17 protein-coding genes and 1 riboswitch are annotated in these 18,817 nt (G+C 67.3%); of the genes, 6 read left to right on the forward strand and 11 right to left on the reverse strand.

Features of this window, described 5'->3' with window-relative positions; genetic code table 11:
• Positions 1–83: 83 nt before the first annotated feature.
• The 5 genes from R5H29_RS15695 to R5H29_RS15715 form a co-directional block, all read right to left on the reverse strand.
• Positions 84–1,508 (reverse strand): sensor histidine kinase, encoded by a 1,425-nt coding sequence (locus tag R5H29_RS15695; RefSeq protein ID WP_032953760.1) that lies wholly within the window; start codon positions 1,506–1,508, stop codon positions 84–86.
• Between the two features lie 25 nt (positions 1,509–1,533).
• The gene (locus tag R5H29_RS15700; RefSeq protein WP_053520384.1) at positions 1,534–2,217 is read right to left on the reverse strand and encodes a response regulator transcription factor; all 684 of its coding nucleotides are present in this window, start codon (positions 2,215–2,217) and stop codon (positions 1,534–1,536) included.
• 73 nt (positions 2,218–2,290) lie between these two features.
• Complete coding sequence (locus R5H29_RS15705) at positions 2,291–2,665, reverse strand: hypothetical protein (protein ID WP_058979781.1); 375 nt, start codon at positions 2,663–2,665, stop codon at positions 2,291–2,293.
• A gap of 212 nt (positions 2,666–2,877) precedes the next feature.
• Complete coding sequence (gene dusA, locus R5H29_RS15710; RefSeq protein WP_111101768.1) at positions 2,878–3,909, reverse strand: tRNA dihydrouridine(20/20a) synthase DusA; 1,032 nt, start codon at positions 3,907–3,909, stop codon at positions 2,878–2,880.
• 206 nt (positions 3,910–4,115) lie between these two features.
• Positions 4,116–4,844 (reverse strand): DUF6338 family protein, encoded by a 729-nt coding sequence (locus tag R5H29_RS15715; protein WP_332329429.1) that lies wholly within the window; start codon positions 4,842–4,844, stop codon positions 4,116–4,118.
• On the opposite strand from R5H29_RS15715, the gene R5H29_RS15720 reads away from it, so the two are divergent.
• Positions 4,781–5,737, forward strand: a complete 957-nt coding sequence (locus tag R5H29_RS15720; protein WP_332329430.1) for a cation transporter — start codon at positions 4,781–4,783, stop codon at positions 5,735–5,737. The genes R5H29_RS15715 and R5H29_RS15720 overlap by 64 nt on opposite strands.
• A 111-nt stretch (positions 5,738–5,848) precedes the next feature.
• On the forward strand, positions 5,849–6,274 hold the full coding sequence (locus R5H29_RS15725) for an organic hydroperoxide resistance protein (protein ID WP_005411948.1): 426 nt from the start codon (positions 5,849–5,851) through the stop codon (positions 6,272–6,274).
• Positions 6,275–6,420: 146 nt separating this feature from the next.
• On the opposite strand, the gene mmsB is transcribed toward R5H29_RS15725, so the two are convergent.
• Genes mmsB through R5H29_RS15750 form a run of 5 tightly spaced genes read right to left on the reverse strand, consistent with a single transcriptional unit; the run spans position 6,421 to position 11,960 of the window.
• Positions 6,421–7,311, reverse strand: a complete 891-nt coding sequence (gene mmsB, locus R5H29_RS15730; protein ID WP_057496613.1) for a 3-hydroxyisobutyrate dehydrogenase — start codon at positions 7,309–7,311, stop codon at positions 6,421–6,423.
• The gene (locus R5H29_RS15735; protein ID WP_332329431.1) at positions 7,308–8,483 is read right to left on the reverse strand and encodes an enoyl-CoA hydratase/isomerase family protein; all 1,176 of its coding nucleotides are present in this window, start codon (positions 8,481–8,483) and stop codon (positions 7,308–7,310) included. The genes mmsB and R5H29_RS15735 overlap by 4 nt, the downstream gene beginning before the upstream one ends.
• The gene (locus R5H29_RS15740) at positions 8,480–9,277 is read right to left on the reverse strand and encodes an enoyl-CoA hydratase (RefSeq protein WP_332329432.1); all 798 of its coding nucleotides are present in this window, start codon (positions 9,275–9,277) and stop codon (positions 8,480–8,482) included. The genes R5H29_RS15735 and R5H29_RS15740 overlap by 4 nt, the downstream gene beginning before the upstream one ends.
• Positions 9,274–10,440, reverse strand: a complete 1,167-nt coding sequence (locus R5H29_RS15745; protein ID WP_332329433.1) for an acyl-CoA dehydrogenase family protein — start codon at positions 10,438–10,440, stop codon at positions 9,274–9,276. The genes R5H29_RS15740 and R5H29_RS15745 overlap by 4 nt, the downstream gene beginning before the upstream one ends.
• Positions 10,441–10,454: 14 nt before the next feature.
• Complete coding sequence (locus tag R5H29_RS15750) at positions 10,455–11,960, reverse strand: CoA-acylating methylmalonate-semialdehyde dehydrogenase (RefSeq protein ID WP_019661851.1); 1,506 nt, start codon at positions 11,958–11,960, stop codon at positions 10,455–10,457.
• Between the two features lie 114 nt (positions 11,961–12,074).
• On the opposite strand from R5H29_RS15750, the gene R5H29_RS15755 reads away from it, so the two are divergent.
• Positions 12,075–13,442, forward strand: coding sequence for a short-chain fatty acyl-CoA regulator family protein (locus tag R5H29_RS15755; RefSeq protein WP_019661852.1), 1,368 nt, complete (start codon positions 12,075–12,077; stop codon positions 13,440–13,442).
• Between the two features lie 417 nt (positions 13,443–13,859).
• Positions 13,860–14,813, forward strand: a complete 954-nt coding sequence (locus R5H29_RS15760) for a DUF1028 domain-containing protein (protein ID WP_019661853.1) — start codon at positions 13,860–13,862, stop codon at positions 14,811–14,813.
• Between the two features lie 96 nt (positions 14,814–14,909).
• Here R5H29_RS15760 and R5H29_RS15765 read toward each other — a convergent pair whose 3' ends face one another.
• A complete protein-coding gene (locus tag R5H29_RS15765) occupies positions 14,910–16,784 on the reverse strand; it encodes a patatin-like phospholipase family protein (protein WP_332329434.1) in 1,875 nt (624 codons plus the stop codon).
• A 127-nt stretch (positions 16,785–16,911) separates the two neighbouring features.
• Positions 16,912–17,127, forward strand: a riboswitch (cobalamin riboswitch).
• Positions 17,128–17,287: 160 nt separating this feature from the next.
• Here R5H29_RS15765 and R5H29_RS15770 point away from each other — a divergent pair.
• Both R5H29_RS15770 and pncA read left to right on the forward strand, forming a co-directional pair.
• Positions 17,288–17,974, forward strand: coding sequence for an epoxyqueuosine reductase QueH (locus R5H29_RS15770; protein WP_019661858.1), 687 nt, complete (start codon positions 17,288–17,290; stop codon positions 17,972–17,974).
• Positions 17,975–18,029: 55 nt separating this feature from the next.
• On the forward strand, positions 18,030–18,656 hold the full coding sequence (pncA, locus tag R5H29_RS15775) for a bifunctional nicotinamidase/pyrazinamidase (RefSeq protein ID WP_111097699.1): 627 nt from the start codon (positions 18,030–18,032) through the stop codon (positions 18,654–18,656).
• The last annotated feature ends 161 nt before the right edge of the window (positions 18,657–18,817 follow it).

Consider the following 18,817-nt stretch of genomic DNA (forward strand, 5'->3'; position numbering starts at 1 on the left):
GCCGGCCGCTGGCCGGCACCTTGGCAATGCCACCGAAGATCATGAGGGTGCCGGCCAGCGGCCGGCACTACCGTTTGCGGGGCTTACGGCCCCGGCGGCAAGCGCACTTCGAAACGGGCGCCGCCCAGTTCGCTGGAACGGCCGACGGCCAGTTCGCCGCGGTAATCCTTGATCAGGTCCTGCACGATCGACAGGCCGATGCCGTGGCCCTGCACGCGCTCGTCGCCACGCACGCCACGCTGTAGCACTTTGCCGATGTCGTCCGGGGCAATGCCCGGGCCATCGTCGTCCACCGCCAGCAGCAGGCCAGCGCGGCGCGCGTTCGGTGCCGGCAGCGGCTGCGCGGTCAGCAGCACGCGGCGGTTGGCCCACTTGAAGGCGTTTTCCAGCAGGTTGCCGAGCAGTTCCTGCAGGTCGCCCGGTTCGCCGTGGAAGCGCGCGGCCGGGTCGATGTCGAATTCGCACAGCACGCCCTTGGAGGCATAGACCTTTTCCAGGCCGCGCACGATCTCCTCGGCGTTGGATTCGATCGGCAGCGGCGCGGAGAACAGCTTGTGGCCCGACGATGCAGCACGTGCCAGCTGGTAGGAGACCAGGTTGTTCATGCGCTGCAGCTGCACGTCCAGCTCCTCGCGCAGGGCGCCATCGCCGGCACCGCTGTCCATCTGCGTGCGCAGCACGGCGATGGGCGTCTTCAGGCTGTGCGCCAGGTCGGCCAGGGTATTGCGCTGGCGCTCGAGGTTCTCGCGCTCGCTTTCAATGAAGGCGTTGATGCTGTCGGTCAGCGGCTCCAGCTCGCGCGGGTGGCGCTCGCTCATGCGCTCGGTTTCGCCGCGCTGCACCTTGGTCAGCTCGGTGATCACGCGACGCAGCGGCCGCAGGCTCCACTGCAGGATGACGGTCTGCAGCAGCAGCAGGATCAGGCCGATGCCACCCAGGTAGAACCAGACCCGGCCACGGAACACGCGCAGCTGCGCGCCCAGCGCGCGCGAGTCTTCCATCACGTAGATGGTGTAGGGGAATTCGGTGGCCGGGTCGGCGTCGGCGTCCCACACCAGGCCCAGGCCATAGCGGTACACCGAGCCCTGGCTGCCGTCGATCTGGATCATCGGCAGCGGGCCTTCGAACACTTCCTGGCGCGGTGCCAGCAGGCCGCCGCCGACGGTGGGCAGCATCGGGCCTTCGGCGGACATCGAATTGCCCTTGCCGTGCGGCATCACCACCTGCAGGTACAGGCCACTGCCCGGCACGTCGAAGCGCGAATCCGGCGGCTGCTCGCGGATGTACAGCGAGCGGTCGCGGGTGAAGTCGATGCCGGCCGCGTAGGCGGTGGCGTAGTTCTTCAGGCGCTCACGCAGGTTCGCCTTCGCCGTATCGGCGAAGGCGGCGTCGAGTGCGTAACCGGCCAGGGCCAGAAACGCGACCAGGCCCACGGACGCGGCAAGCATCTGGCGCGCCTGCAGCGAGCGCGGCCGCCAGCGTCGGAAGAACCACAGACGGCCGGACATCATGGTTTCGCCAGGCTGAGCCGGCTCAGCCCTCGTTGCGCGGAATCGCGAAACGGTAGCCGCGGCCGCGCACGGTCTCGATCGGCTTCAGTTCGCCATCCGGGTCCAGCTTCTTGCGCAGGCGGCCGATGAACACTTCCAGCACGTTCGAATCGCGGTCGAAGTCCTGCTGGTAGATGTGCTCGGTGAGGTCGGCCTTGGAGACCAGTTCACCGGCGTGCATCATCAGGTACTCCAGCACCTTGTACTCGTAGCTGGTCAGGTCCACATTGCTGCCAGAGACGCTGACGGTCTGGGCGGCGAGATCCAGTGCAACGGGACCGCATTCCAGCGTCGGCTTGCTCCAGCCGGCGGCGCGGCGCAGCAACGCGTTGACGCGGGCAAGCAGCTCTTCGACGTGGAATGGCTTGACCAGGTAATCGTCGGCACCCTGCTTCAGGCCCTCGACCTTGTCCTGCCAGCTCGAACGCGCGGTCAGGATCAGCACCGGGAACTTCTTGCCTTCGTCGCGCAGGGCCTTGATCAGCTCCATGCCCGACATCTTGGGCAGGCCGAGGTCGATGATGCCGACATCGAACGGAACTTCACGCCCCATGTAGAGGCCTTCCTCGCCGTCCTGCGCAGCATCGACGGCAAAGCCTTCGCGCTTGAGCCGGGCTGCCAGGGTCTCACGCAGCGGGGCTTCGTCTTCGACCAGAAGGATACGCATGAACTCTCCCTAGTGTCCTGGGTGTGGCCCGGAGGCCTGTGGGGTACGGGTTGATAGCGACAACTATCCCTGTTCAGGGGTTATCGCCGCGTAGTGATGACATATCCGACCGCGGCGTGCGCGGCTGTGAACGCGACGGGGCGGGGTCGTCCATGTAGCGGACACGGCCCCGGTCGTCCATGTACTTCACCCGGTTGATGTCACGCCCATCGAACGGCACACGCTCGGCGCCGAGGATGTGGCCGCCGGTGGTGCGCTGCACGCGGCGCACGGCATCGGACAGCGAGCGCTCGTCGCCACGGCCACCGCGCTCGCCCCGCTCCATCATCTCCGCCCGCCCCTGGTCGCCGCGCGGCGGCTGCTGCGCAAGCGCCGAGGACAGCGGCACAGCCGACAGCGCCACGCAGGTGGCCAGGGCAATGCGGCGATGGAAGGGAGCGGAAGACATCGATGCGATCCTAGCCGAGCACGGCGATTCGTTCAAAAGTCGTAAATCCGGAAGCCGGGTGCGGGACCCGGCCTTTACAATTCCTTTGCAAATTCTTGGTTTGGGGCAGTGAATCCGATCTGAACTTTTCCGGGCGATGCCGCGAGTTGTTCATCTAGGTGAACATTCGGGACGAATCGCCGCTCCTTGTCAAGTCAGGACTGTGACGGACGTCACGCTGCGGCGCGATCAGCTTCGCGTTCGGTGACCGCCAAGGCCTGTTCGACCAGGCTCCAGTCGGCGCCCGGGCGGTGTGCGCCCTCGCTCAGCACCTGACGGAATGCGCGGCCGCCGGGCTGGCCGTGGAACAGGCCGAGCAGGTGGCGGGTGATGTGCTTCAGCGCCAGGCCTTCGCCCAGACGCGCCTCGACGTAGGGGCGCAGCGCGCGCAACAGGTCACCACGGGCCTGCAGCGGGGCGCCGGTGTGCAGCGCCTCCAGCTGATGCAGCAGGTAGGGGTCGTGGTAGGCCGCGCGGCCCAGCATCACACCATCGACGTGCGCGGCCTGCGCCTGCACCGCCTCGATGCTGGCCAGGCCGCCGTTGATCACCACCGGCAGTGCCGGGCGCTCCTGCTTGAGGCGGTAGGCCCAGTCGTACTTCAGCGGCGGAACCTCGCGGTTCTCCTTCGGCGACAGGCCCTTCAGCCACGCGTTGCGCGCATGCACCACCACCATTGCGGCACCGGCGGCGACCTGGCGGTCGACGAAGGCGGCGAACACGTCGTAATCGTTGTCCTCGTCCACGCCCAGGCGGCATTTCACCGTCACCGGGATGTCGACCGCATCGACCATCGCCGCCACGCACTCGGCCACCAGCACCGGCTCGCGCATCAGGCAAGCGCCGAAACGCCCGGCCTGCACGCGGTCGGACGGGCAGCCGCAGTTGAGGTTGACCTCGTCGTATCCCCACTCGGCGGCAATGCGCGCAGCCTGCGCCAGCAGGGCCGGATCGCTGCCGCCCAGCTGCAGCGCCAGCGGCTGTTCGCTGCGGTCGAAGCCGAGCAGGCGCTCGCGGTCGCCGTGGATGACCGCGTTGGCGTGCACCATTTCCGTGTACAGGCGCGCACCCGGCGCCAGCACGCGATGGAACACGCGGCAATGGCGATCCGTCCAGTCCATCATCGGGGCAACGGACAGGCGCAGGGAATCGGCGTAACGGGCGGTGGCGGACGTCATCGGGGCGTTGATCGTGGAGACTGGCATTGCCAGTGAGATCAATAGTTTACACCGCCCGGCTGAATGCGCCCGGTCAGTCGCGCGGCAAGCGCCGGTTGGGCCCGCTTCCGGCTGGCGGCCGGGGTGGGCTGGGCGGTGGCAGCGGACGCTTCCTGCCCTTGGGGAGCTTGGGGTTTGCGTTCTCCATGGATACGACCAGCTGGTCCAGTGGTGGGTTGGAACCCTTCCTCAACTTAGCCATTGTCTGTCTCCTGGAGAATCTCGACCCATTGCACATCCACCGCGTGAATCAGTATGCCATCGAGCTGCGGAAGCTCCACCACGGCGGGGTTTGCCAGCGGATCCGCACCTTCATCTGGCGGATCCGCATCCACGAGCCAGGCCGGCATCTGCATGTAGAACTGTCCCGCAGCCGGGCTGATCGGCCACTCCTTGGGGTAGCCGGTCAGTCGACGGCCATCCTTCAGTTGCAGCACCACGAAAGCAGGACGCGTACCGAGCACGCAGTACCACTCGCTGGGGTGGGACGTCCGCGTGGTGAAGCCTGCGCGGCGGAGACCCGCGTGGAGAAAGTCCTTGTTCGCAGCGAGGGCCAATCCTGTCCCCAGCAGTCCGGCGAGGACAAACCCCCAGAGCAGGCTGCTGGTCTCGGTCCAGATCCCCAGCACAAAGCAGCGACCAGCCAGCAGGAGCATCAGTTCGATGAACTTGACCAGCGCCTGGACTACGAAGGTAAATACCAGCGCTTCCACGGTCCTTTCGAACTGCGGTGGCTTGGGGCGTGAAGTCAGCCCGTAGAACACCCAGGCTGCCAGGAAGCCCGGCAGCGTGCGTGGTCTGCCATGTAGGGGACAGTCCGCAACGGCAGCGGAGCGTGGCTCCGCTCTACAATCCAGGCATGGCCAACGACCGCGCGCAGTTCTTCGACCCCGCAACCGAACAGGGCGTGCTGCGCCTGTCAATCGCCGCCTCGCTGCTGCTGGCCGCCGCCGCAGTGGTATTCGGCCTGCTGGCCAATTCCTCGCTGATCATCTTCGATGGCATCTACGGCCTGATCGACGTGGTGATGACCTGGCTGTCGCTGCTGGTGGCACGCCTGATCGCGCTGTCCACCCAGACCGACGCGTTGCAGTCGAGGCTCAACCAGCGCTTCACCATGGGCTTCTGGCACCTGGAGCCGATCGTGCTGGGGGTGAGCGGCACGCTGATGATCGGTGCGGCGCTGTATGCGATGGTCAACGCGGTGGATGCGCTGATGTCCGGCGGCCGCCACATCGCGCTCGGCCCAGCCATCGCCTTCGCCGGGTTGTCGATCGTTGGCGAAGGTGCGCTGGCCGGGTTCATCCTGCGCGCCAACCGCCGCATCGGTTCGGAGTTCATCGCGCTGGACGCGAAGAACTGGGTGATCGCGGCCAGCATGTCGGCCTGCTATCTGCTGGCCTTCCTCGGCGGCGTGCTGGTGCAGGGCACCTCGCTGGCGTGGGTCGGGCCGTACATCGACCCGGCCATCCTTGCCTTCGTCTGCGTGCTGGTGATGATCGCCCCGCTCGGCACCGTGCGCCGGGCGCTGGCCGGCATCCTGCTGGTCACTCCGCCGGAACTGCAGGCGCATGTGGATGCGGTGGCACGCGGGATCGTGGCCAGGCACGGCTTCGTCGAGCACCGCAGCTACGTGGCGCAGGTGGGGCGAGGTGAGCAGATCGAGCTGTTCTTCGTGGTGCCGGAAGACGACCCGCCGCGGCCCTTGGTGGAATGGGACCAGTTGCGCGACGAGATCGGCGACGCGCTGGGCGAGGCCTCGCCGGACCGCTGGTTGACCATCATGTTCACCACCGACCGCGAGTGGACGATCTAGGCCGGCCGGACGATGGATCAAATTTTGAAGACGGAATGTCACCCAACGTACGCGGAAAGCGGGCAAAGTAGTCTCCATCGCAACACCCACCCACTGACCAGGAGCATCCCGATGTCCATCGAAAAGGTTCTGTACACCGCCCAGGCCACCTCCACCGGCGGCCGTGAAGGCCGTTCCGTCTCCTCCGACAACGTGCTGGACATCCAGCTGTCCACCCCGCGCGAGCTGGGCGGCGCCGGTGGCCCGGGCACCAACCCGGAGCAGCTGTTCGCCGCCGGTTACTCTGCCTGCTTCCTGGGTGCGCTGAAGTTCGTGGCCGGCCAGGCCAAGGTCGCGCTGCCGGCCGACACCACCGTCACCGGCAAGGTCGGCATCGGCCAGATCCCGACCGGTTTCGGCATCGAAGCCGAGCTGACCATCAACGTGCCGGGCGTGCCGCGCGAGCAGGTCGAAGAGCTGGTGCAGAAGGCGCACATCGTGTGCCCGTACTCGAATGCCACCCGCGGCAACATCGACGTGACGCTGGTCGTGGCCTGATGCGGTGATGCCGGCCAGTGGCCGGCACTACCCGAGGGAGGGAAAAAAATGGGCGGACGCCGGTCGAAACCGAACATCCGCCCATCCCACCTTCGTTGTCCCACAGGGGGGCATGAGGTTGCCGGCCAGCGGCCGGCACTACCAGGTCACTTCTCGCTGGTGATCAGCTGCACCACACTGGAAAAATCCAGCTTGCCGCGGCCAGCCTGGTGGTTCATCGAGTACAGGTTGCGGGCCACTTCGCCCAGCGGGATCGAGGCGCCTACACTCATCGCCGCTTCCACTGCCAGGCCCATGTCCTTCAGCATCAGATCGCTGCCGAAGCCGCCGCTGTAACCGCGTGAGGCCGGTGCATTTTCCAGCACGCCCGGCCACGGATTGCACACTTCGGTGGCCCAGCTGCGGCCGGTGCTGACCGCCATCATCTGCGACAGCACCTTCGGGTCCAGCCCGTGTGCCACGCCCAGCGCAATGGCTTCACCGGTCACCGCCATGATCACGCCCAGCGCCATGTTGTTGCACAGCTTGGCGACCTGGCCGGCGCCGCTGGCGCCCACGTGGAAGATGTTTTTGCCCATCGCCTGCAGCACCGGACGGGCACGCTCCAGCGCGTCCTCTTCGCCACCGACGATGAAAGTCAGCGTGCCGGCCTGGGCGCCTGCGGTACCACCGGAGACCGGTGCATCGATCATCTGCAGGCCACGTGCGGCGGCGGCTTCAGAAACCTTGCGCGCGCTGGCCGGGGCAATGGTGCTGCAGTCGATGACCAGTGCACCGGCCGGAATCGCGGCGAGGATGCCGTCGTCGCCCAGGTACACGCCTTCGACGTGGCGGCTGGCCGGCAGCATCGAGATCACCACCTCGGCATCGGCCAGGGTGTCGCGCGCCGATGCCGCCGCGCTGGCGCCGGCATCGACGGCGGCCTGCACCGCGGCCGGGACCAGATCGAACACGCGCACGGTATGGCCGTTCTTGACCAGATTGGCGGCCATCGGGCCACCCATGTTGCCCAACCCGATGAATGCAATGCGGCTCATGCAAGGCTCCTTTCAACAAGGTGAGTGCCCAGGTCGGCCAGCGGATGCGCGGCATCGGCCCAGGGGGAAGCGAAGAAGGTGTCGGCCCACGCGCCGCTGGCCTCGGCCAGGGTGGCCGGGTTCCACTGCGGGTTGCGGTCCTTGTCGATCAGCAGCGCGCGGATGCCTTCGGCGAAATCGCCGTGGGCGGCGCAGTGCAGCGCGGTGATGTACTCCAGACGATAGACACTGGCCAGATCCTGGCCGGCGCTGCGACGCTGCAGCTCGAAGGCCAGCCGCGCCGAACCCGGCGCACCGGCGGCGAGGGTCTTCTGAGCCGCCTGCAACCAGGCGTCGTCGGTCTGCAGGCCGGTAATGCGCGCCACGATGGCCTGCAGGTCATCGCCTTCGCACAGCGCCTCGACCTGTGCCGCATTGGCCAGCAGCGGACCGGTGGCGGCATCGCTGGCATGCGACTGCAGCAGATGGGTCAGGCGTTCGTGGTTGTGTGCGGGGTCACTGGACCAGGCCACCTGCAGCAGCGCATCGAACACTGCACTGCGGCGCTCTTCGGCCACGTGCACATCGGCCAGGCCGGCATAGATGGCATCGCCCGGGTTGAGCAGTGCACCGGTCAGGGCCAGGAACAGGCCGCCCTTGGCCGGCACCCGCGGCAGCAGCCAGCTGCCACCGACATCGGGGAACAGGCCGACGGTGATTTCCGGGAAGGCCAGCTTGGAACGTTCGCTGACCACGCGGTGGCTGGCACCGGACATCAGGCCGATGCCGCCGCCCATCACAATGCCATGGCCCCAGCACAGGATCGGCTTGGCGTAGGTGTGGATGAGGTAATCGACGCGGTATTCGACGTCGAAGAACTCGGCGGCGTAGTCGTTCTCGCGGATGTCGCTGCGGCCGGCCTCGCGGAAGGCGACCATGCTCTTGTACAGGCTGTGCAGGTCGCCGCCGGCGCAGAACGCCTTTTCACCGGCGCCCTGCAGCACCACCATGGCGATGCCGTCATCATCGGTCCAGGCATTCAACTGCTTCAGCAGCAGATGCGCCATCGGCAGCGAGAATCCGTTGAGCGTGCGCGGCGCGTTGAGCGTGGCGATGCCGATGCGCGTGCCATTGCCGGCCACGCGCTCTTCGAACAGCACCGGTGCGTCGTCGGCAGCGGTGTCGATGCTCATGCGTTCTTCCACTGCGCGGTGCGCTTTTCCAGGAAGGCGGTTACGCCCTCGACCTGGTCGGCGGTGTCGAACAGGTCGACGAAGGCTTCGCGCTCGGCCACCAGCGCCGAGGCGTGGGTGCCGGCGCGGGTGGCCTGTACCAGCGTCTTGCAGGCGGCGATGCTGGTCGGGCTCTGCTTGCCGGCCTTCTTCGCCCATTCCAGTGCCAGTGCCTTGGCTTCGCCCTTGCCGACCTTTTCTTCGGCCAGGCCAATGCGCAGTGCGGTCTCGGCATTGATGCGCTCGCCCAGCAGGATCAAGCGCTTGGCCCAGCCCTCGCCCACCAGGCGCGGCAGGTTCTGGGTGCCACCGGCACACGGCAGCAGGCCGACGGTGGCCTCCGGCAGCGCCACCTGGGCGTGGTCTTCGATGATGCGCAGGTCGCAGGCCAGTGCGCATTCCAGGCCACCGCCCATGGCGTAGCCGTTGATGGCGGCGATCGACACGCCACGGAACTCGGACAGCGCTTCGAAGGCTTCACCGAAGCGACGCGCGGCCTCGCGCGCAGCGGCCTTGTCGCCGGAGGCGAACTGGTTGAGGTCGGCACCGGCGGAGAAGAACTTCTCGCCGTCACCGGTAATCACCAACGCGTAGATGTCGCGGTCTGCGTTGAGCGCGCCCACCAGGTCGCGCAGCGCCGACAGGCTGTGCACGGTCCAGGTGTGCGCCGGCGGGTTGTTCAGGGTGACCACGGCGGTGTGGCCATCGACCTCCACCTTCAGGCCCACGTGCTCCTGGGTACGCCAATCCTTCATCGCAGTTCCTCTTCGGTGTTGAGCAGGTGACGGGCAACGATCACCCGCATGATCTCGTTGGTGCCTTCCAGGATCTGGTGCACGCGGCAGTCACGCAGCAGGCGTTCGATTGGGTATTCACGGATGTAGCCGTAGCCACCGTGGATCTGCAGCGCTTCATTGCAGATGTTGAAGCCTGCATCCGTGGCGAAACGCTTGGCCATCGCGCACCACACGTTGGCGTCGCTGGCACCGGCATCGAGCTTGCGTGCGGCGGTGTGCACCATCTGCCGCGCGGCCACCAGCTGGGTGACCATGTCGGCCAGCTTGAACTGCAGCGCCTGGAATTCGGCCAGCGCCTTGCCGAACTGGCGGCGCTCGCCCATGTAGCGGCGTGCGGCATCCAGCGCACCTTGCGCGGCACCCAGCGAACAGGCGGCGATGTTGATGCGGCCACCATCCAGCCCCTTCATCGCCAGTTTGAAGCCGCCGCCTTCCTCTCCCAGAAGGTGGCTGACCGGCACGCGGACGTTTTCGAAGGTGATGCCGCGGGTGGGCTGGCTGTTCCAGCCCATCTTCTCTTCCTTGCGGCCGAAGCTGATGCCCTGCAGGTCCGACGGCACGGCAATGGCGCTGACACCACCGGCACCGGCACCGCCGGTGCGCGCCATCACCACCAGCAGCTCGGTGGCCCCGGCGCCGGAGATGAAGGCCTTCGAGCCGTTCAGCACATAGAAGTCGCCATCGCGCACGGCGGTGGTCTTCAGCGAGGCCGCATCGGAACCGGCGCCCGGCTCGGTCAGGCAGTACGAGGCCAGCTTGCTGCCTGAGGACAGGTCGCTGCCCCAGGCATCGCGCAGTGCCGGCTGGCCCCACGTGGACACCATCCACGAGGCCATGTTGTGGATGCTGATGTACGCCGCCGTCGACGGATCGACGCTGGCGAGCTCCTCGATGACGACGGCGGCGTCCAGTCGGCTCAGGCCGCTGCCGCCCACTTCCGGGTCCATGTACAGACCGCAGAAGCCCAACTCACCGGCCTTGGCGATCGCCTCGCGCGGAAAGATGCCCTCCGCATCCCATCGCGCGGCGTGCGGCGCCAGTTCGGCCAGTGCGAAGTCGCGCGCAGCCTCGCGGTACGCCTGCTGTGCTTCGTCCAGTTCCGTCGTCATCGAGTGGCTCATGGCTGCTCCTGCCGTTACTTCAGGCTGATCGTGGTGTTGACGCCGTGGCTCAGCGTCTCGTCATCGAACCAGCGCGCGGTGACCGTCTTGGTCTGGGTGTAGAACAGCACCACCTGCTTGCCGTACGGGCCCAGGTCGCCCAGCTTGGAGGCGCGCGAACCGGTGAACGAGAACAGCGGCACCGGCACCGGGATCGGCACGTTGATGCCGACCTGGCCGACGTCGATGTCTTCCTGGAACTTGCGCGCGGCAGCGCCGGACTGGGTGAACAGTGCGGTGCCGTTGCCGTTCGGGTTGCTGTTGACCATCGCGATGGCGTCTTCCAGCGTCTCTGCTTCGAGGATGACCAGCACCGGCCCGAAGATTTCTTCCTGGTAGATGCGCATGTCGGTGGTGACACCGGCAAAGATGGTCGGGCCGACGAAGTTGCCCTTCTCGAAGCCATCGACCTGCGGCTTGCGGCCATCCAGCACCAGCTTGGCACCCTGCTCCACGCCCGAGGCGATCAGGCCTTCCACGCGCTCGCGGGCGCTGCAGGAGATGACCGGGCCGACGTCGGTGCCGGCCACGGTGCCGGCACTGACCTTTAGGGTCTTGGCCTTTTCAACCAGATCCTGCACCCAGTTGCGCGCTTCACCGACCAGCACCAGGGTGGAGGCGGCCATGCAGCGCTGGCCGGCCGCACCGAAGGCGGCGCCGACCATCGCGTTGAGGGTCTGTTCCTTGTTGGCGTCCGGCAGCACCACGGCGTGGTTCTTGGCGCCCATCATGCACTGCACGCGCTTGCCGGCCAGCGAGGCACGGTTGTACACGTGGGTGCCGACGCGGGTGGAACCGACGAACGACACGGCCTTGATGTCCGGGTGGTCGCAGATCGCGTTGACCACTTCCTCGCCGCCGTGGACGACGTTCAGCACGCCCTTCGGAATGCCGGCTTCCAGGGCAAGCTCGACCAGGCGCATGGTGACCATCGGGTCCTGCTCGGACGGCTTGAGGATGAAGGTGTTGCCGGTGGCGATCGCCATCGGGAACATCCACAGCGGAATCATCGCCGGGAAGTTGAACGGGGTGATGCCAGCGCACACGCCCAGCGGCTGCATGATCGTGTAGGTATCCACGCCATTGGCCACGTTGTTGGCCAACTCACCCAGCTGCAGGTTGCCGATGGCGGCCGCATGCTCGACCACTTCCAGGCCGCGGAACACATCGCCTTCGGCGTCGGGCAGGGTCTTGCCCTGTTCGGCGGTGAGGATGTGCGCCAGCTCGCTCATGTTCTCGCGGATCAGCTGCTGGTACTTCAGGAAGATGCGCGCGCGGGTGCCGATCGGGGTCTTGCGCCAGGTCTTGAAGGCTTCCTTGGCGGCGGCGACGGCGGCGTCCACTTCTGCGGTGGTGGCGAACGGCACCTTGGCCAGCACGTCCTGGGTGGCCGGATTGATCACGTCCTGCCAGTGGGAGGTGGCCGATTCGATGAACTGGCCATCGATCAGCATGCGGATACGGGGCGCTTCAACAGTCATGACGACAATCCCACGGGCTCGAAAGATGCTTGGCATTATTCACAGCAGCCACCTCGATTTCCGGCCTGAATCCGCTTAATCTGGCCAACACGCCAGACGATTTATGTTAATTCTGTGAATTATTCATCCAGCCAGCGGCAGCTTGGCCTTCGCTTGCTGCGGCTGCGCGAGCAGCGCGGCTACAGCCAGGTGGATCTGGCCCGCGCCTTGGGCCTGTCGGCCAGTTACCTGAACCAGATCGAGCGCAACAAGCGCCCACTCACCCCGGCCGTGCAGAAGAAGCTGGGCGAAGTATTGGGCGACGTTTCCTCACTATTCGACGAAGATGAGCCTGCCGCGCTGCAGGAAGCGCTGGGCGAAACCCTGCGCGACCTGGGCCTGGCGGAGGTCAGCGCGACCGAGCTGCGCGCCTTGGCCGGCAACCTGCCGCAGGTCAGCCGCGCCCTGCTGGATCTGCACCGCCGCCACCTGGCGCTGCGTGAGCATGCCGCCGCCCTGGAGTTCCAGCTGGGCGAGCCCGGCGCCGGCAGCATCCTGCCCGCAGGCGACCAGGTGCGTGAGTTCTTCAACCGCATGCACAACCACATTCCCGAACTGGACGAGCTGGCCGAGCGTCTGTTCGCCGAGTGGGGGCTGTCGCCCGGGCACGTGGCACCACGCCTGCGCCAGCTGCTGGCCGACCGCCACGGCGTGCTGGTGGAAGTGGCCGCGCTGCAGGCCGGGCGCGAGAAGCGCCAGTACGATGCCGAAGCACGGCGGCTGTGGTTGCCGGACTACCTGGAGCCAGGCCAGCAGGCATTCCAGATGGCCGCCGAGCTGGCCCTGCACGGCTACCTGCCGCAGATCGATGCGGTGGTGGCACGTGCCGGCTTCACCGATGAGGCACGCATCGCTCAGGCCCGCATCGGTCTGTCGAACTATTTCGCTGGCGCCTTGGTGATGCCGTACATGCGCTTCCTGCGTGCGGCCGAGGCCAGCAGCTACGACATCGAACTGCTGGCACACCAGTTCGGCGTCGGCTTCGAAGCGGTCTGCCATCGGCTGAGCACGCTGGCACGGCGCAGCGCGCCCGGGCTGCCGTTCTTCTTCATCCGCGTGGACCGCGCGGGCAATGTGTCCAAGCGCCATTCGGCCACCGACTTCCACTTCTCGCAGGTGGGTGGTTCGTGCCCGCTGTGGATCGTCTACGAGGCGTTCAACCAGCCCGGGCGCATCCTTACGCAGACCGCGCGCATGCCCGATGGGCGACGGCATTTCTGGCTGGCACGGCAAGTCAGCAGTGGTCCGGTCGGCCATGGCCAGCCGCGCAAGACCTTCGCGGTGGCGCTGGGCTGCGATCTGCAGCATGCCGAGCGGCTGGTGTATTCGCTGGGGCTGGATGTGCAGAGCCCGGGCAATTCGGTGTCGATCGGCCCGGGGTGCCGGGTGTGCCCGCGGGAGGACTGCATGCAGCGTGCGTTCGCGCAGTTGCCGGGGCGGTAGGGTTGGTTCGGCAGGGCTGCGCCCTGCACCTGCAGAGGCCGAAGCAACGGCCACGGCCACGGCAAAAGCCGGCATTCCGTGGGATGCGGGATGGGTCCGGTTGCGGGGGACGCCGTGAATACGTCCATGTAGGCTCGGTCGCGCCATCCATGGCGCTCACGCCCCCGCAACCGGACCCACCCCCGCCTTCGACAGTTTCCCGCTGCTGTTGGTGGGTGCTGACCGTTGGTCGGTACGCTGCTGTTGGTGGGTGTCGACCTTGGTCGACACCGTAGATCCACGCCATGCGTGGATGGAATCCGATCGAGATCGAATATTTCGAGCCTTCATCGAAGCGCATCCACGCATGGCGTGGATCTACTAAACCTTTCGTGCGTAGGCTGCATCCCAATGCAATGCCTGCCCATGGAGACACCCATGTCCCTGTTGCGCTCTTGCCTGGCCCTGCTGCTCGCTGCCGTCGCCGCGCCGGCGTGGGCGACCTTTTCCATCGCCGCCTGCAACGAGGCCGGCGACTGCGGGGTGGCGGTCGCCACGCACAACCTGGCGGTCGGGGGCGTGGGGGTGCCGTGGGCGCAGGCGAAGGTCGGCGCGGTCGCCAGCCAGTTCGAGACCAACCCGACCTATGGGTCCAAAGGCCTTGAACTACTGGCCAAAGGTCGTACACCTGCACAGGTGCTGAAGCAGCTGTTGGATGAAGACGGCAACTTCGATGGCACCACGCTCGCCGAGCGCCAGGTGGGGCTGATCAGTGCGCGCGGTGGCAATGCGCAATACACCGGCGCCACCGCGCAGCAGGCCAGCTGGGCCGGTGCGCACGGCGACGGCATGTTGAGCGTGCAGGGCAATGGCCTGGCCGGACCGGACGTGCTGACGGCAATGCAACGTACCTTTACGGCTTCGCACGGAGCGCTTGCCACACGCTTGCTGGCGGCGCTGGAAGCCGGCCAGGCCGCGGGCGGCCAGCGCAGTGGGCAGTGGTCGGCCGCGCTGCTGGTGCGCACGCCGGGGGGCGACTGGCAGGACACCGATCTGCGCGTGGACGCCGACCCGCGCGCGGTCGCGAGGCTGCGCGAGCTGTACGACATGCGCCTGTCCAACGAGGCGATCATCCGCGCGGAGGAGCGCTGGGAGAAGGGTGATGTGGCGGGTGCGCGCGCTGCGCTGGCGACCTCGTTGTCACTGGCCCACGGCTGGGACCGCACCTGGGCGCGCGCTGCGCGCCTGGCGATGCGGCAAGGGGATATCGCACTGGCCCGCGAATACCTGGCCGGCCTGCGTGCGCTCAATCCGGGCTGGGTGAAGCAGGAGCTGGCGCTGCCGTTGTATGCACCCTTGCAGGATGATGCGGTGGTTGCCCCCTGGCGATGAGCCACCGCAGGGGTCAGATCCATTTTCCATAGGAGAACGGATCTGACCCCGATTCGAGATGCATCCACGCACGGCGTGGATCTACCAAGAACCGGCTCAGTAGATCGGCGTCACCTTCATCTGCGGCAGCGGACGCGGTGCGCCGTCGGTCAGGTCAGGGCCCAGGTCCTCCCAGGTTCGGCCCTGCTCGACCATCTGCGCCCACAGCTGCTGCGAGCCGCGACGCTTGTCTTCCGAGCCCAGCTTGTACGACGGCGGTGTCGGTTCGCCGCGAGCGACCATCGAGTACGCCGCGCGATAGGCCAGTACCTGCTGCGCCGGGTCGTCGGTACGGGCCACTTCCAGCGTGTACCGTTGGTAGGCCGAGGCCAGGTTGCGCCAGCGGATCCAGTAGTGGTTCTCGAACGAGAACGAACAGAACCGCGCACCGGCCAGGCTGCCCTTGTCGGCGATGCGGGTCAGCACCTCCTGCGGCATGTCCAGGTTCATGCCACCTTCGTCGCCCTGCAGGCTCACATGCACGATGCGGTCGCGATAACCCGGCGCGCGCGCCTGCAGCAGGTCGCGCCAGTTCTGCATGGTCGCCACCACCGCGAACAGGAAACGCCCCAGCTCGGCTGCGGCCAGCGGCGTGGCAATGGACTGGTAATGCCGTTGCCAGCCGTGGCGGTTCTCGGTGGGCAGGAACACGGCATGCTCCAGTGCCTGCCGGCTACCGCTGCCCTGGCTCACGTCTTCGGCGTGCTGCGGGTAGACCAGGTTGATGGCGAAGGTCGGCCAGCGCGGCAATGCGGCGTCGAACAGATGGATCGGGAAGTTGCTGCTGATGCCACCATCGGAGAACCAGCAGATGCGGAAGACAGTGATCACCGGACCGCAAGCCTGCCCGGCGCTGGTCAGCCCTTCCATGCTGTCGGCCACGTTGTGCTCGGGGTCGGCCGCCGGCGCGGTGGGTTCGCAGCGGCGCTCGCGGCGCGAGGGTTCGTGCAGCGGCACCGCGCTGATCAGCAACGGGAAGCTCAGGCTCATGCGTGTGGCCACCAGCACCGGCAGCTTCGGGCCCTGCGGCAGGTGGTAGTACTGCCGCCCCTCCACGTCCAGCGGCGGGCCAGCCTGATCCACCAGCCACTGCACCACGCTGGCCGGGAACAACTGCTCGAACTCTTCGCGCAGGAACCAGAACTGCGCGCCGCCCAGTGGCAGCGTACGCGGCTCGTTGTGCGAGACGCAGGTGGTGATCATCTGCAGGCTGATCGCGTGCGGGCTGTCCGGCTCGCCGGCATAGCGCGGTGCGTCGTGCAGGTCGGCGAAGGTCAGCGGTGCATCAAGTGGCTTGCCTGACAACTGCTGCAGGCACTCATGCAGCCACTCGGTCAACGCCGGTTTGCGTGCATCGCGGCCGAGGCCACTGCACAGGCCCAGCAGGTTGCGCCGTGCCACGCGGGCCACGCGCAGCACGGCACCGGCCACACCGGCACCGTAGGCGCACAGCAGCGACGGCAGCAGCGTGGCGGCCACACCGCTCCAGCCGCCGCCCCACCCGCCCAGGCCCAGCAGCAGCGCCAGCGACACCAGCACTTCCAGCGGCGCGATCTCGAATACCGCCACCGCCAGGCACAGCAGCTTGTGTGGCAGGCCCGCATTGCCGGTCAGCACCACCAGCAGCCGATAGGCCGCACGCGCGCCCCGCGCCGGTTGGAACAGGCTGTAGATGAACCCGCGCCGCGACAGCTGCGCCGACACCGCCGACAGCCCCCCATAACCGGCATCACTGGGCAGGTGCTCGCCGGCCTGCTGGCGACGATCGCCGCATGCCGCCGCAGCCGCCACCGCCGCAGCAATGGCGCCGGCCGAGGTACCGCCGATGCTCTTGAAGCGATACTCGCGCGCCAGCGCCAGTACCGCATTGGGGTACACGATGCCGCTGGTGATGCCGCCTTTCATGACCAGATCGCAGTACTTCGCCGCCACGAGCCACCTCCCGTCTGTCGATGCCCAGTATGGCAAGCGGCGCTCTCACGGCCTGAGAAACGGACCAGAGCCCCGAGCTTTCATTGACCCTTGACCATTGCCCTCGACGCGTCCACCGTGGGCACGCCGAAGGTATCCCCGCCGCAGCGTTGATGGCGACAGGGATTTGAACGGGAATCCGGTGAAGGCGCCTGGCGCGCCCATTCCGGAGCTGCCCCGCAGCGGTGAATGGAAACGAATCCTGCCAACAGCACTGGGCTCGCGCCTGGGAAGCGGCAGGTAGTAGGTGGGCTGCGGCCCGTGTCCATCAGCCCGAATACCGGCCCCGGCCGGGGGACACGACCGTCCCCTGACTCGACCTGGACTCTCCGCGGGGAGGGTGCCGGGGCCGTCGCTGACCTGCGCGTGCGGGCAGTGCGGCCGCGTGCGTCCTTTTCACGGTATCCGGCCAGCCCTGTCCACCCACGCACAGATGCATGGGCCACCGCCGTTGCCGGCGGTCCATGCGGTACCTGACGATGACCGAGTTCCAACGCCCCACCCTGACCCTGCCTGCCAACGGCAAGCGCCTGCTGCTGCATTCATGCTGCGCGCCCTGCTCCGGCGAGGTAATGGAGGCGATCACCGCCTCCGGGATCGACTACGCGATCTTCTTCTACAACCCCAACATCCATCCGGTGAAGGAATACGAACTGCGCAAGCAGGAAAACATCCGCTTCGCCGAGCAGCATGGCATTCCCTTCATCGACTGCGACTACGACACCGACAACTGGTTCAGCCGTGCGCGTGGCATGGAGAACGAGCCCGAACGCGGCATCCGCTGCACGATGTGCTTCGACATGCGTTTCGAACGCACTGCGCTGTACGCGCACGAGCACGGCTACGACACCATCAGTTCGTCGCTGGGCATCTCGCGCTGGAAGAACATGGCGCAGATCAACGATTGCGGCATCCGCGCCGCCTCGCGCTACGAAGGCCTGCAGTACTGGGACTACAACTGGCGCAAGGGCGGCGGTGCCAGCCGCATGATCGAGATCAGCAAGCGCGAGCAGTTCTACCAGCAGGAGTACTGCGGCTGCGTGTATTCGCTGCGCGATGCCAACCGCCACCGTCGCGAGAACGGCCGCGAGCGGATCAAAATCGGCCTGCTGTACTACGGGCAGGACGCTGGGACGCCGCAGGGCGATTGACGTGTGAGCGAGGGGCGGCCACGCTGGTCGCCCCTTCTCTTGTAGTGGATCTGCCATGACCGCCCTGCCCGCCGACGTCGCCCTGCTGGTGATCGACCTGCAGCCGGACTTCATGCCGGGCGGCGCGCTGGCCTGCGACCAGGGTGATGCGCTGGTGGCACCGATTGCCGGACTGCTGGCGCAGCGCCGCTACCGCACGGTGGTGGCCACCCAGGACTGGCACCCGGCCGATCACGCCTCGTTCGCCAGCCAGCACCCCGGCCAACGCCCGTTCGAGACCATCCTGCTGCACGCGCAGCCGCAGACCCTGTGGCCCGACCATTGCGTGCAGGGCAGCGATGGCGCCGCTCTGCACCCGGACGTGGACTGGGCCATGGCCGACCTGATCCTGCGCAAGGGCACGCGCCAACAGGTGGATTCGTACAGCGCCTTCCGCGAGAACCACGGTCCCGATGGCGAGCGCCCGGCCACCGGCCTGGCCGGCTGGCTGCATGAGCGCCGTATCCGCGAAGTGCACGTGTGCGGCCTGGCCCGCGATTACTGCGTGCTGTGGAGCGCGCAGGACGCGGTGAAGTCCGGCTTCAAGGTGAAGTTCCTGTGGGAGCTGACCCGGCCGGTGACCGAGGCCAACGATACGATGGTACGCGAGGCGCTGGGCAAGGCGGGGATTACGCTCGCCTGACGCGCGACCGCCGGGCATGGCCCGGCGCTACCGGATCGCGCCCATGGGTAGCGGCGGGGCCTGCCCCGCGGCCGCGGGCTGGGCGCTTAACCGGACACCACCCGGCGATGCCCCATGAGCAGGAAGCGGGGTTCCACAAGGCGGCGCCCCCCACCCCCCAC

Origin of the sequence: Stenotrophomonas sp. A3_2 (genome assembly GCF_036624925.1) — a bacterium.
In the GTDB taxonomy this organism is placed as follows: Bacteria; Pseudomonadota; Gammaproteobacteria; order Xanthomonadales; family Xanthomonadaceae; genus Stenotrophomonas; species Stenotrophomonas hibiscicola.